Annotated in this window: 14 protein-coding genes; 9 read left to right on the forward strand and 5 right to left on the reverse strand. The window is 40.1% G+C overall.

Features of this window, described 5'->3' with window-relative positions:
- Positions 1-111 precede the first annotated feature (111 nt).
- Both K348_RS0101415 and K348_RS0101420 read right to left on the reverse strand, forming a co-directional pair.
- Positions 112-1,263, reverse strand: coding sequence for a WG repeat-containing protein (locus tag K348_RS0101415; RefSeq protein WP_029902206.1), 1,152 nt, complete (start codon positions 1,261-1,263; stop codon positions 112-114).
- 39 nt (positions 1,264-1,302) lie between these two features.
- Positions 1,303-1,959 carry a hypothetical protein gene (locus K348_RS0101420; RefSeq protein WP_156032695.1) on the reverse strand — a complete coding sequence of 219 codons (657 nt, stop codon included), beginning with the start codon at positions 1,957-1,959 and terminating at the stop codon, positions 1,303-1,305.
- Positions 1,960-2,501: 542 nt separating this feature from the next.
- Here K348_RS0101420 and K348_RS0101425 point away from each other — a divergent pair.
- The 5 genes from K348_RS0101425 (at position 2,502) to K348_RS19135 (ending at position 4,979) form a co-directional block, all read left to right on the forward strand.
- Positions 2,502-2,834, forward strand: a complete 333-nt coding sequence (locus K348_RS0101425; protein ID WP_029902210.1) for a hypothetical protein — start codon at positions 2,502-2,504, stop codon at positions 2,832-2,834.
- A gap of 35 nt (positions 2,835-2,869) precedes the next feature.
- Positions 2,870-3,526, forward strand: a complete 657-nt coding sequence (locus K348_RS18680) for a hypothetical protein (RefSeq protein ID WP_029902212.1) — start codon at positions 2,870-2,872, stop codon at positions 3,524-3,526.
- Complete coding sequence (locus tag K348_RS0101435) at positions 3,513-4,097, forward strand: hypothetical protein (protein WP_029902214.1); 585 nt, start codon at positions 3,513-3,515, stop codon at positions 4,095-4,097. The genes K348_RS18680 and K348_RS0101435 overlap by 14 nt, the downstream gene beginning before the upstream one ends.
- Before the next feature lie 101 nt (positions 4,098-4,198).
- Positions 4,199-4,807 (forward strand): hypothetical protein, encoded by a 609-nt coding sequence (locus K348_RS0101440; RefSeq protein WP_029902215.1) that lies wholly within the window; start codon positions 4,199-4,201, stop codon positions 4,805-4,807.
- Positions 4,808-4,826: 19 nt separating this feature from the next.
- Positions 4,827-4,979, forward strand: a complete 153-nt coding sequence (locus K348_RS19135; RefSeq protein ID WP_156032697.1) for a hypothetical protein — start codon at positions 4,827-4,829, stop codon at positions 4,977-4,979.
- Between the two features lie 137 nt (positions 4,980-5,116).
- Here K348_RS19135 and K348_RS19140 read toward each other — a convergent pair whose 3' ends face one another.
- On the reverse strand, positions 5,117-5,266 hold the full coding sequence (locus tag K348_RS19140) for a hypothetical protein (RefSeq protein ID WP_156032699.1): 150 nt from the start codon (positions 5,264-5,266) through the stop codon (positions 5,117-5,119).
- Positions 5,267-6,718: 1,452 nt separating this feature from the next.
- Here K348_RS19140 and K348_RS0101465 point away from each other — a divergent pair.
- The 3 genes from K348_RS0101465 (at position 6,719) to K348_RS0101480 (ending at position 10,097) form a co-directional block, all read left to right on the forward strand.
- Positions 6,719-8,011 (forward strand): hypothetical protein, encoded by a 1,293-nt coding sequence (locus tag K348_RS0101465; protein WP_156032701.1) that lies wholly within the window; start codon positions 6,719-6,721, stop codon positions 8,009-8,011.
- Between the two features lie 4 nt (positions 8,012-8,015).
- Positions 8,016-8,555, forward strand: coding sequence for a signal peptidase I (gene lepB, locus K348_RS0101470; RefSeq protein WP_081852479.1), 540 nt, complete (start codon positions 8,016-8,018; stop codon positions 8,553-8,555).
- A gap of 237 nt (positions 8,556-8,792) precedes the next feature.
- Positions 8,793-10,097 (forward strand): MATE family efflux transporter, encoded by a 1,305-nt coding sequence (locus tag K348_RS0101480; RefSeq protein ID WP_029902221.1) that lies wholly within the window; start codon positions 8,793-8,795, stop codon positions 10,095-10,097.
- 71 nt (positions 10,098-10,168) lie between these two features.
- Here the strand turns inward: K348_RS0101480 and K348_RS0101485 are convergent, their stop codons facing one another.
- Positions 10,169-11,704 carry a BACON domain-containing protein gene (locus K348_RS0101485; RefSeq protein WP_029902223.1) on the reverse strand — a complete coding sequence of 512 codons (1,536 nt, stop codon included), beginning with the start codon at positions 11,702-11,704 and terminating at the stop codon, positions 10,169-10,171.
- Between the two features lie 265 nt (positions 11,705-11,969).
- On the opposite strand from K348_RS0101485, the gene K348_RS0101490 reads away from it, so the two are divergent.
- Positions 11,970-12,437, forward strand: coding sequence for a MaoC family dehydratase (locus tag K348_RS0101490; protein ID WP_029902225.1), 468 nt, complete (start codon positions 11,970-11,972; stop codon positions 12,435-12,437).
- Positions 12,438-12,512: 75 nt separating this feature from the next.
- On the opposite strand, the gene K348_RS0101495 is transcribed toward K348_RS0101490, so the two are convergent.
- Entirely contained in the window at positions 12,513-13,226 is a 714-nt protein-coding gene (locus tag K348_RS0101495) for a LexA family transcriptional regulator (RefSeq protein WP_029902226.1), read from the reverse strand.
- Positions 13,227-13,491 lie beyond the last annotated feature (265 nt).

A 13,491-nucleotide genomic window follows, 5' to 3' on the forward strand; every position in this document is an offset into this window, starting at 1 on the left:
AAGAAATGCATTTATTTAAACACGGAGTAAAAGGAGTCGCACGGAGTTTTTATTTCAAACTAAGTTGCCTCTGCGCCTTTGCGAGAGTCCACATTATTAAATTATTAAAACTTATTCAGCCGGAGACAACAGAAGCTGGTGCACACTTTGCTGTTCTTTTGCATCAGCTTTAGGCAAGGGCTGCGCAGTCCAGTGGCGCCGCGATTCGTAGTTGATTTTCGAACCGCTCCACAGGTCGTTTTTGAACTCGTATAAGTAACCGTCTTCATCAATCATATACGATTTATCGCCTATAACGACTTCGCCCAGATAGCCCGACAGCTTTTTCCTCATTTCGCGGAAGTATTTCGAATCGGTATTTATATAAGCATCGGCTTTGTCGAACATCGGAGGAAAGATCACCCTGTTAGGGCTCACAATGCCGTATTTGCCATCGAGTTCGCTCACAGCTATGCTGTCGCCCTCATAGAGGTAACCGATTTTGTCATATATCACCGGCACTACCTCTTTACCCTCGCGGTTGATAAAGCCTTCCTTAAATCCTAGATATGCGCGTGTAGACGACGCACCGTTGAAAGGGGCTATCTTTTTATATTTCGGCGGCACTATTTCGGTTCCGTTACGGTCTATCAGCCCCCACTTACCGTCGAGGCGCACGCAGGCCACATCGCCGTCGAATAGGCGTACAAATTCGTATTTTGGTTCTATGACAACATTATCCCTGTTGTCCGTATATCCCCATTTGTAGTCTACACGTACAGGTATCAGCATATTGTCCTCTACTCTGTCTATGCTTTCGCCGAAATCGTAGTCATAGCCGCCGGGAAGTATGAAAAAGTTTCCCCACGAATCTTCTATTTTGTTAACCAGCAATTTGCCGTCCATATCTTTTCCTAGCCTTACCTTATCGTTCGATACATTATTCATAACGATAAATATCTTCCGCGACCGTTCGAAAACCAGCTCGAAGTAATTCTTTTTATAATCTACTTTTCCCCTGCGTGAGATATAATGCACATATCCCGAATCGGTCAGGCAATACATATTCAGCGAATCGGCGCCTGCAAATTCGATCTTCACAAGGTCTATTTCATTGTTGCGGATATTGAATGCGCGTGTAATGTAATTTTCTTTATTCACATATGTGCCGTTGAGCGACTGCAACGAGCCTAACTCTCCAAAAACATATTTTTTGTGAGAAATACAGGACTGCATCAGGGCAATAGAGCATAGCAAAGCTGCGGTAAATATAAGTTTTTTCATGTTTTTCCGCTTCTGGTTTCCGGTATATTTTAAGATACACTAGTGTTTCAAAGTATTGTCGGCAGAAAGTATCGCTTTTATCTTTGGGCCGGCTTCTGCATCTTTATAGTCCGCAATATAATCATTTTTCATTTTATGACCAACAAATTTCGAATAACAACTATCCGCAGATATAACATATACGCTCGCTCCATACTCCGATCGTGACGACGGCTGGTTGAAAACCACAATCTCATCCGAATCGTAGCGTGCGCCGAATGCACAGTCGCTAAACAGGGCGCTGCTACCCTCCATACGCGCGACAAAATGTATAGCATTATCTTTCACCCGATAAGCATACAATCCCAGCATAGGATAATACGGCAAGGCGATGATAATGGCGGATTTCGTTGCGGCCAGCCATGTAGCAGAAAGCTTTCCGTCGCTGCCTATATAATATAATGAATTGCCGAATTCCATATTCCAGTATTCGTCGAGGGTGATCACACTTTCCAAGTCGTTGTGATTGACAAAGAGGCGGCACTTTTGCAGTACTTGGTCATAGTCTACCTGTAGTATGATGCGGTTTCCGTTAATGATAGTGTCGGCCAGCTGACGGCTGTCTATAGCTGCGGCATAGTTATCTTGCATGGTGTTTTGGCGTCCTGTGCAGGCGGTAAATAATAAAATTGCCAGTATAGTTGTGAAATTTCTCATAATTGTCTCTCTTTAATATATGAGTGTAGTTAAACATGTGTTTTCGCATAGTTTTTGTGTATCAGACTGAATTTCATAGTTGTTACGTGAAGATAATGTTTTTTTTACACATTGGGAAATTTGAATGTTAAAATTTTAGTTTTCTACTATTTTTTTATATTTCTACAATGGAAAATTACAAACGTTCATTTTATTAATAAAAAAAATTGCTTAAACTCAATAATCTAATATTGAACCATTCACTTTAACAATAATAATTCGAAAAAATTTTTATTACCTATATAAAAATTAAGACAAAATACTCATGGAACCAGTATATTATGTATAATCCTTATTTATATTCAATCTAAATATAATTCAAAAATAAACTATTATGGTTTAATATTTTATTTATTCATAAATTTAGTGTAATTTTGAACTAATAAGTAATATAAATATTTAACAAAGGCAATAAACCTTTCATCAAAATTAAAATCAATTATCTATAGGGTACGGAGCAAACTCTGAAAAATTAAATTATCAATATATAAAATACACTAAACATGGGGGCATTAAAAATTGACTGCTATTGCGACGAACAGCAAATGGAAAATATCCTGAAACGCATTGTTTGCCATTTGAACGATGCAAGTGTGAATGAAGTCAGCGACTTCGACGATATGATAGGGAATGTGCGTGTCTGCATCGAATTCGAAACCCATATGGACACCGTACAGATAAAGTTTTCGGAAGTTCTCGACAGTGATTGGAATATTTTATTCGAAGATTCGGCCGTACTCACTTCACGCCTCAAACCCTTGCTGAAAGAGCATAATCGCAATCACCGCGAAGCGTTTGCACAGGCGCACCACATAATCGGCGACCGACGATTTTAAATTTCTCATTGTCAACTATTAATTATTAATTGTAAATGTCTTACATACATCTCATAAATGCCGCTTGGGAGCTGAGAGAACAAGGTATTATTTCGGCGCACGAGCACGATCTGTACAACTATCTTTTGCATAGGTGTAACAGGCTCAACTGGAAAAATCCTTTTAATCAATCCACGGAGGTTGTATGTGCTGTTTTGGGAATCAACCGAAATGCACTGACCAATCGCAGAAACCGGCTATTGCAGGCAGGGCTTATAACCTTCAAGGAGGGAGTTGCCAAAGGCAGGCCTGCCGAATATACTATCAACGGTATCGAAAACGATACACTCGGCGATACTCTGACCAATACGCTCACCGAGGCAGTTGCAGTGACACTTATACCTGCACTCCCCTATACCATTAATAAAGACAAGAAAAGACATGACCAGACAAGACAAAAAGAGAAACCTGCCGGCACTTGTTCTTTTTCTAAACCACTGGTAAAAGAAGTTATCGATTACTGCCGCCAGCGACGCAACAGCATAGATGCCTGTGCATTCTACGACTTTTACGAATCGAAAGGCTGGATGATAGGCCGCAACAAGATGCGCGACTGGCGGGCTGCCGTAAGGACTTGGGAAAAGAAAACGGATGCAGAACTAAACCACGGATCGGCTAAGCATGACAACAGCAGGCGGTATGAAGAGTTTTGAAGATATCGCCGTGGAGATGAGGCGCTTGCAAATGCCTCTCCCGGTAGAAAGAATCGAAATAAAAGTACCCGGTGCGCGGGAGTGGCTAAGCGAAGCATTCAACTACTTCTTGCGGGTAGAGAAACGTGAAATGCAGTGGCTGCCCGAATACGATAAAGTGGCAGACTGGCTGACGGATAACAAGGGTAAAGGCATTTTCCTCTATGGAAACTGCGGACGGGGCAAGAGCATCCTCTGCCGCTACGTGCTGCCTGCTATCCTGCTCGGGTGCTGCCGCCGCGTGGCATCGGTATACGATACGTACGGCATGAACAGCAATATCGACCATGTATTGTCGAAGCATATAATCAGCCTCGACGATGTAGGCACCGAAGAGGTGAGCAACATCTACGGCAACAAGCGCCTTGCCTTTGCCGAGATAATGGACGCCGCCGAAAAGTATAGTAAACTGATGATTGTATCTACCAACCTTTCGGTAGACGATATCCGCAAACGCTATGGCGACCGTGTGCTCGACCGCATAAAGTCGACGACTGTGCGGGTACTGTTTGAGGGGGAAAGCCTAAGATAATTGACAGTAGACAATTGATAGTGCACAGCGAAACTAGTAATTAACAATATCGCAAAATGTAACTCGTAACTAGTAACTCGTAACTCAAAAATAAAAATAACATGAAATTAGGTAACAGCAACGGAAACAACACAGGTAAAAAGTATTTCATCCGCGGGCGCGACGATCAGAAGGAACCCAAGCCCGAGAACCGCAGAAAAGCTGACAAGTTCAATGAATGGTTTGCCTGCAACCAGCAAAAGCTGGCCAACTTCCTGATTGGGAAATACTCGTACGACGAAGATGTATTTTACAATACATTCATGCGCATCAGCGAAAAGATTTTATACACAGGCATGTCGATAAGCGACTATAAGGCATACTTTCACCGCTCCTACTTCACCAATTATATACAGGACAGCGAAAAGGAAAGCCGTTACATCGCCATGCCTGCATACAGCAATCTTGAGGCTCACCACAGCAACCCTTACGAAAAGGAACGCATGCAGGCACAGTTGGAGTCGGACATTTTCGACTATGTATATCATCGCTACGAGCTGCGCGAATTCGAACTATTTAAGATGTATATCAGCCTGAAGCCTGCGATCAATTATCATACCCTGGCCGACATCACCAAGATACAGGCGCATAATATACAGCGCATCGTTTCTAAAATACTGACCGATATACGGGGGAATAAGGTACTGGTGAACAGGTACAGGGATATATAACACATTAAACACGAATGCTATGTACATAATCAGGGAAATAATAATAACAGGTATCACCCGCCTGCGCGTAAACCTCGAAACGAACGACATCGAAGTTATCCGCAGCGAATGCGCCCGCACCTATAAAGTAGCTAAAAGCAGGGTGAAATTCGTATACGACGAAAAGGAATAAAAAAATAAAGGTTTTAGACTGATACCAGCGCTAAAACCTTTATCTGATTACTGAATTTTTAACTAGTCCGGCCGCAACCGGGAAATAAAATCAAAATGAACAAGATTTTGACTCATTTTTTATGTTTTGTGTTTGTTTTAGTTGCTTAAGGCCCTCAATTCCTTTGACATAACTTCCAGTTCTTCGAGCAACATATCCATGTCTTCTTCTGACATAAATTTGTGTGCATCTTCGAACCGCTTTCTGGCCATGTGAATTTCGTTAATCAGTTCTTCATGTCGGCTCATAGCTGTCATTTTTTGTTAATAATTCGGGTTAGCACCTGCAATAAAAAGCAAAAATAGCCTCAATTGCAATGTAAAGTTAGCAAAATTTGCTAAGTCAACATTACAAATATACATATTTTTTAATATGTTTTTTAGCATATTTTTATTAACAAACTAATAATCAGCACATTTAAAAAGGTGTTAGCTTATCCTATTATACTATATTCGTCAATAGATAACCAAGGATAAAGAAGGCAAAAACGGTATTTATCTCCAAAATCATTTAAATGAAAAAAAATTACACATTGTAATTCGTTTAGTTCGAGGATATTAAAAAATAATTAAAAAATAATTTAAATATCTGAAAACTTTTTCATTTCAGAAATGTTTATTATCTTGACGACGAATATCAGAATTAAATTGGTGCAAACATTATTTCTCAGAAAAGTAATATTTGCCGATTATATACACACAATAATAAATGAGAGTTGAACTTGATCTGTCGCCCGGAGATGGACTTGTCCTTATACCGGTTGTACACTTCACAAAGACATATATACTTGCTGAAAAGGATATATTAGGAATGCGTTCTTAATATGTCCATCGAAGGCTTGTTGTAATTTTTATAACAGGAAGCTGAATTAAAAAGCAGACTTTTCAACCTTTTGATAGATAGCACAAAAACTTTTGCTCCGTATCCTCTAAATAATTTTATGAAAGGATACGGAGCCTTTTATGATATAAAGTGAGAGGCCACTTCCATCCCGGGAGCGGCCTCTCTGTGTTTTGAAGAGATTTTTGAGTAATTTAGAGTAATGTATTGTAACAATTAGAACACAAATAAACTTTTATTATATCGTTTTTATATTAACCTAAAAAATTAAATCTTTATGTAGATTGTATTTGTATTGACGGATGCGCCGGGCTATTATTCCCACTTTACATCTATATTATTATCCGAAGACCTGACTTACTATAACCATTACAAATTATATCCGGCGCTTCCATCAACATACTTACTACAATATTATACTACCGTCAAGTTTAAGAAACAGGAAAAATGAAACTAACCTTAACAAACCCGCAGGAAATCTTATCACATACTACGTATTCCTGTTTCATTTTTTTACACCTTAGCTGATAACCTCACATCTTTATTTACTTTTATCCCAAACCTTATTTTTACTTTTAACTACATTTCCTAATCACATAACAAAGGTCGCTCAAAACATAAGGCAAAAAAAGCCCTGTAAGACGGTAATAATGTCCTAAAATTCCTTTTTTGCATAAAAGCGATTAAAATGCAGACATGTAACATGTTCTGTTTTTCGGGTCATCTGTTCTGATATTCCTTTCATTAACTTTCTTGATAAAAAAGTTACAAAAAGATCAAGGCAAAATGAAGAACAAGCCGATAGATGCGTTAGTAAAAATATTTCACTACCTTAACACACAAAACCGAAGCTATAAACTATGAAGATTATTCTCCACTACATATTATTATTTTTCACACTCCTATGTTGTAGTCCTGCAATGGCACAGTCGGCACGAAAAACCCCACCCTATATATCTGTGAATGAAACATTGCAAGGCACAACAACACTCAACGCTATGGTTTCCCAAAACGAAACCATATATGCAAATATAATATGGGTGGACGATACCCTGCGATACTTCAACTATGCCAATATGCTGGAACCGTACGAAATCCCCATACGTAAAGGCAAGCACACTATACGGCTCAGAAATAATGCTTTCGAAATACTGCTGAAAGATTTCGAGATAAGTGATATGATGCGGACAAATCTCACAATATTTCCACGACGGATTACAAAAGATAAATCCCTGTATACCCGCAAACCGTCGAAGCTGAAAGACGAAGAGGTGCAGGCAATGATTCCCTTCCTCAGCGTAGTATACGCATCCGGCTTTGAAGATATACTCACCTATAAAGGGAAACGCTATACAAACTCTACCTGCGAATTATTCATACCCGAAGCAGACGACAGCATCACTATCACCCCCAAAGGCAAAGCGCCCTATACCGTAGCTTTACGAAAGGGTATGGTCTACCATATGTCTGACGGCACTTATAAGCCGATAGAGGATATCCCGCGCATATTGAGGACATTGACTCTCTCGCGGATTAGGTCGCCACAATTATATAATGACAGATATGTACAGAAAATCCCGTACTACAATACCTATAATCCGAGTAGTGTACGATTGAGAATATCTTCATTCTACCAAAAATGGAATACCACTCCGCAATACATTATGCTGATAGACAAAACCGGAAATAATTCACAGGTATTCAGAGGCGACCAGACAATACAGGCATATCTACCCGAGGGAGAAACCAAGGGAATGTTCGATATATATTTTCTTTTTGGCGACCGTTCTCTGTATAAAGAGGCGGTGACAATAGAAGCAGGCAAAGAAAAAACATTGGAGCTTGAAGGTGATGCTAAACGCTTTACCGACGAAAAAGAATTTGCCTACATCTTCGATAGGCTGGCACAAGGCAAACGCAAGGTGAAGGTACTCCTGCTGCACAAATCGGGCAATGAGGGAATGGAAAACATCGTGGTAGAATCTCAGCTTGCAAGAGACATGCAAACAACAAATTACGACGGGGTAGCCATGTTGGAAGTCAACCCAAACAATGTAGACGAAAAGATTATCGTACACGACAAACGGGCCGGAGACCTTCAGCAAATGGATTATTTCGGCCAAAAAGAAATCACTATAAAATTCCGCGAATAATAATATGAAAAAATCAGCACTTTATTTTGTGATAATCATTGCTCTTACTTGTTGCAACCTTATCAATCCCCGTTACAAGATGATGACGGACATCATGCTGCCCAACATAAACCCGGGCGATTATGTGAAGCTGGACAAGGAAGCCGACTCCTTTACCTATGGCGACATCGTACTATATGAATTCGGCATGGATGACGATTCGCAGCCGATGACGGGAATATACCGCATTGTCGGCCTGCCGAACGACAGCTTTGCCATAAAGAACAATATCTGCATCATTAACGGTGTAGAGAATAAAAACAGGCTGGTAAGGAAAGGCAACGCTGCCGACCAGCACGAAGAAGTTTTTCCCAACGGGGTAAAGGTTTCTACGCTCTTTCATCAATTGGATACGGTATACGGCACAATGAAAGCTATAAAGATACCCGAAGGACATTATTTCGTAATGGGCGACTACCGCAGCAATTCGGGCGACAGCCGCCTGCATGGCCCTGCTCCTGAAGGCAAAATATGGGGAAAAGTGACCGAAATAATAAGAAATTAAGACCTATCTGTTATCCTTTTATTACGGAATGAGTATATTTGTTCCGTAATATAAGATTCTTATCAGATGAAATGCCAAGTCTGCATATAGCTTATTACTATTGAAATAACTGCCGGAAAAACCTTTCCGACATATCCTGTATTTTCTTTACAGGGCGAAAAAACGTACATTTTATAAATCAGCAATTATCCCGCATTCCTTTCTATGCGGCAATATGGCTATTTCAATAGTAATAAAATGAATTTTACATATAAGCAGATCTGGCTCATCAACTTTCCTGTAATGATGAGCATCCTTGTCGAACAACTGATAAACATAACGGATGCAATTTTTCTCGGCCATGTAGGCGAGGTTGAACTCGGCGCATCGGCTATTGCCAGTATTTACTATCTGGCTGTGTATATGCTCGGATTCGGCTTTGGCATTGGACTGCAGGTAATGATTGCCCGCAGGAACGGAGAAAAGAATTACGAAAGTACAGGCAGGGTATTTTTTCAGGGATTGTATTTTTTGGCTCTGTTGGCTGTCTTTCTTTTCATCCTTAGCAAAGCCCTCTCCCCTCTCCTGCTTCATCGCCTGATCAGTTCGGGTGAGGTATACGATGCTGTGATGAAATATATCGACTGGCGTTGCTTCGGCTTGCTGTTTGCCTTTCCGGCACTGGCTTTCCGCGCATTTTTTGTAGGGACTACCAATACAAAGATGCTGACATTGAATGCGCTGGCAATGGTATCTGTTAATATTCTTTTCAACTACCTGCTGATATTCGGCAAAGGCGGCTTTCCTGCACTGGGAATCACAGGGGCTGCAATGGCATCGTCACTGTCGGAACTTGTCTCGCTGCTTATATTCCTTATATATATTGCCTGTATGAGCAACAGGCAGAGATACGGGATCCGCCCTGCTTTCGACTGGCAACTATTGCGGCAATTGCTGCGTCTGTCGGTATGGAGCATGCTGCAATCGTTTATCAGTGTGGCGCCGTGGTTTCTGTTCTTCGTCACTATCGAGCATTTGGGCAAGAGCCAGCTGGCAATCGCAAATATAGTGAGAAGTATTTCTACACTGTTTTTTGTTATTGTCAATTCATTTGCCACTACTACAGGGTCACTTATCAGCAACCTGATCGGCGCAGAACAGAGTGATTATATACATATGGTCTGCCGTAAAGTCTTAAAATCGGGATATTTATCGGGAGTACCGATTATACTATTAGCTGCGGTTTTTCACAATCAGGCAATAGGTATATATACGGAAGATGTAGCATTAACAGAAGCAGCATTCCCCACATTTATGGTTATGCTGGGTAATTATTTTATGGCGCTGCCCGCATATATTTATTGCAATGCCGTTACGGGAACAGGAAACACAAGGGCTGCTTTTCTTTTCCAATGCATAACGATTGTTTTTTACCTGCTTTACCTGTGGATGATAAGCAATTTTGAGGATGTTTCGCTGACGATGTACTGGCTGGCGGAGTATATTTTTGTGATATTATTGTTTGTGTTTTCGTATGGGTTTATGAGGTGGAAGTATTTTTGATGTTATTCTATAATGAAACAGTTCGATAATTGATTATCGAACTGTTTCATTATAATTGATTCTAATTCATCCTACTTCGGCACCTGAAATGAAAATTTTATCACACTCAACTCATGGCTGTCGAAATCCAACAAGGTGAATTCGAGCGGATGAATGTATTCGCTTCCCTCTTTCTTAGCTTTCTTATATGCCTTCACAACATCGAGATGACCTCTCTTTATCTGTTCTTCCACATTATTATTGAAATAAACATAGCTGATATCGGCAGCATCGAGAAGAGCCTTTTCTTCCGCTGTGGGTTCGTATCCCGTGTTTACCACCTTGTCTATTATTGCTTGCAGATCGCGCGAATCAGTATCGGATTCCACTATCAGTAATCCGAGATTGCCATAATCTACACTCGCTACATAAGATACTCCTTTTGCCCGGTCGGCAGCTTTCAATTCCTCTTTGATAAGTTTGTCGGGCAAATCCACATCAAGTCCGAAAACTTTCCGTTTGAAAGAATAAATCATACCGTATTTCCTCTTCATTTCCTGTTCCTTGTACGATTTTCCCGAAATTAAAACATCGAGCTCCACTCCCAGATTGGCAATACCCACAGCGCGCAATTGCCTGTAATCATAAAATTCGGTCACATCGTTGTACTCACTAACAGACTTTTGCGTAGATATTTTTTTGATAATTTCCTGTGCAAATGCATCCTGTGCCGCCCATGACGGTTCGAAGGTATCTGACGTTCCACCCACGGAAACACTTGTGGAAACAGTTACCGGATTGAATGTATAGCCTGTGAATACAGGTATGTTTAAGTGCGATCCGGCATTGTGGCTTATCAGGTTGCCCAAATATATCTTGTCTTTTATAGATGGATTTACCAACAGGGACTTTGCTTCTATACTATAATCGTCTCTTGCCGAAGTAAATGTCAACCTGCTGTATTTAAAAATCGGCAGTGTAGGACCTTGTATATAATCTTTGAGCCCGGACTGGTAAACAAACAACTTTTGTTCTATATCATTACCCCCTTTTATAAGAAGTTCAAAAGCTCTAGCCTCGGGGCTGCGGTTTTCCTTGATGGTAAGGACAACCTCCGCCGATTTGATACCTTCGGTAGGATTCACAGTTATCCAGGCGGGTATATTAGTTATCTGCCATGCACAATTGCTGGTTATCTTTACAATTTCCTGCTTACCGGACTGAGATATCTCCAGCCTGTCCTTATCCAGTTCGATGAACGGGTCGCCGTCCATCCTGCTCAATTGTTCAACTTCGAGTGTACGGGTTATTTTGCCTCGGGTAAATACAAGAGAAGTATTTCGTTTCGAATCGCCGTTGTTTTGTTTTGCCGAAATATTGACTGTTGTAGACTTGTCGCCAAAGGCAGGATCTATGACAAGCCATTCGGGTATGCTTTCAATTTCCCATAACCCGTTGGCGGTGAGTGCGATTTTTTGCTCATCGCCTGTAGCAGTAAGAGTTATAGCGGTTTTGTCAATTTCTAAGTTTTCTTTTTCTTCCTCTATCTCATTATCATTATCACATGAGATAAACATTGCCGCAAATAATAGGGCCAACAGCGGCAATAGGATTTTATTCTTCATCATCTTTCAGGTTTAGTGTGTTAGTTCTCAGATCGTCAAATTTACATATATTATAAGAGACAGTACTACACTTTTTGCTTAATTTATTTAATTATAAAGAAAAATACAGCACAATTAACGAATGATTTGATATAATACTTTGAAACGATGACAGTTTTATTATTTTTGCAGTTAAAATATGACTAAGATCAAGTTTTAGCAACGATCTTTATTTGGTAATATCAGTAAATATCAATATTTTTATACTGTATTTGTTAATTAACTTTCTATGGCAAAATTAATTATTAATTCCTACAGCGAATTTGAGCAATATGTAGGCAAAGAACTGGGAACTTCGGAATGGTTGAAAATCACACAAGACCGCATAAATAAATTTGCGGAAGCAACCCTCGACTACCAGTGGATACACACCGATCCTGAAAAGGCGAAGGCAGAGAGTCCATTCAAGAACACTATTGCCCATGGCTACCTGACAGTATCTATACTTCCCTACCTGTGGGATCAGATAATGGAAGTGCGCAACATAAGGATGCTGATAAATTATGGTATAGAAAAGCTGAAATTTAACCAGCCCGTAGTTGTCGACAGCGAAGTGAGGATGAAAGTAAAACTGGCATCGCTGGTCAATCTGAGGGGAATTGCCAAAGCTGAACTAAAGGTTGTCCTTGAAATAAAGGATTGTCCTAAAAACGCATTCGAAGCTACAGTTGTATTCCTTTATCATTTCAATAATTAAGCATTAAAAAGCATTAAAATATAGATACCCTGCGCTTTACAGTGCAGGGTATTATATTTTTACAGTTGACTGTAATTATAATACCGAATTGTAATTTATAGATGCTTTAATGATAGCTTTCCACTGAATAGCCTCTACAGGCACGTCCTTTGGCTGGTATTTTGTATTGTAGCCCGTAAGGCGCACATAGTCCTTGCCCAATTCGGAACGCTCGATATTTTTTATTGTGAGGTAATCCTCCCCGTCGATAACGATGTATACGATATACATCTCTCCCCAGTGAATATTTTTGGTATTGTTCGCCGACTTGAAGCAGACGATATCGCCCGGCTTTATCATCGGATACATGCTGTCGGTCTTCACAAAGCTGGCACCGTCGCATGCCTCTACATTCGGGATGGAAAGGTAGCCGTTGAATTTTCGCTTGTCGTTATACGAAAATATAGGCACGAATTCGGAAGGTGATTCCACTTCCAGAAAAGTCTTTTCTGATACCATCGACGGATCTATATTCATCGCCGAAGCATATTTGTCCATAAACGACTTCATATTGCCGTAGAGAGAAAACACCGACGATTTCGTCATATCGCCCTCGCCTGTTATCAGCCACTCGAGATTGAGGTCGGGATATGCGGCATATATCTTGGCTATGGTATCTCCTGTTATACCGCTTTTCTTATCGAGCGTACCGTTGGAGACTCCGGTTTGATTATAGAATTTGTTTTTACTAATACCTTGCTTTTCAATAAATTGAATGACTCTTTCCTTTTGGGTTGTATTTACGTTCATTATGTGTATTGATGTTCTATTGCAACTAAATGCAGGGCGTTTTTATCCCTGATGGCAGCCTGTAAGATTTGGTACAAAATTAGAGTTATTTATTGACATATCAAACAAGAATTTACTTAACGGCATCTTAAAACTGAGAGCAAAAAACTTAAAATATAGAAATTATACAGCATGCTATTTCGTGATGAGGAATATTTCTTTATATTTGTAGAAATTTTAATCATAGATAACAAAACAACGCGGTTATATATTGTTGTTTAAGCAA

Source organism: Prevotella sp. 10(H) (assembly GCF_000711235.1).
Classification (GTDB): Bacteria; Bacteroidota; Bacteroidia; order Bacteroidales; family Dysgonomonadaceae; genus Dysgonomonas.

Bases quoted from the DNA above. Each gene is read 5' to 3' on its own strand.
- K348_RS0101415 (WP_029902206.1), bottom strand. From the start codon at position 1,263: ATGAAAAAACTTATATTTACCGCAGCTTTGCTATGCTCTATTGCCCTG.
- K348_RS0101420 (WP_156032695.1), bottom strand. From the start codon at position 1,959: ATGAGAAATTTCACAACTATACTGGCAATTTTATTATTTACCGCCTGC.
- K348_RS0101425 (WP_029902210.1), top strand. From the start codon at position 2,502: ATGGGGGCATTAAAAATTGACTGCTATTGCGACGAACAGCAAATGGAA.
- K348_RS18680 (WP_029902212.1), top strand. From the start codon at position 2,870: ATGTCTTACATACATCTCATAAATGCCGCTTGGGAGCTGAGAGAACAA.
- K348_RS0101435 (WP_029902214.1), top strand. From the start codon at position 3,513: ATGAAGAGTTTTGAAGATATCGCCGTGGAGATGAGGCGCTTGCAAATG.
- K348_RS0101440 (WP_029902215.1), top strand. From the start codon at position 4,199: ATGAAATTAGGTAACAGCAACGGAAACAACACAGGTAAAAAGTATTTC.
- K348_RS19135 (WP_156032697.1), top strand. From the start codon at position 4,827: ATGTACATAATCAGGGAAATAATAATAACAGGTATCACCCGCCTGCGC.
- K348_RS19140 (WP_156032699.1), bottom strand. From the start codon at position 5,266: ATGAGCCGACATGAAGAACTGATTAACGAAATTCACATGGCCAGAAAG.
- K348_RS0101465 (WP_156032701.1), top strand. From the start codon at position 6,719: ATGAAGATTATTCTCCACTACATATTATTATTTTTCACACTCCTATGT.
- lepB (WP_081852479.1), top strand. From the start codon at position 8,016: ATGAAAAAATCAGCACTTTATTTTGTGATAATCATTGCTCTTACTTGT.
- K348_RS0101480 (WP_029902221.1), top strand. From the start codon at position 8,793: ATGAATTTTACATATAAGCAGATCTGGCTCATCAACTTTCCTGTAATG.
- K348_RS0101485 (WP_029902223.1), bottom strand. From the start codon at position 11,704: ATGATGAAGAATAAAATCCTATTGCCGCTGTTGGCCCTATTATTTGCG.
- K348_RS0101490 (WP_029902225.1), top strand. From the start codon at position 11,970: ATGGCAAAATTAATTATTAATTCCTACAGCGAATTTGAGCAATATGTA.
- K348_RS0101495 (WP_029902226.1), bottom strand. From the start codon at position 13,226: ATGAACGTAAATACAACCCAAAAGGAAAGAGTCATTCAATTTATTGAA.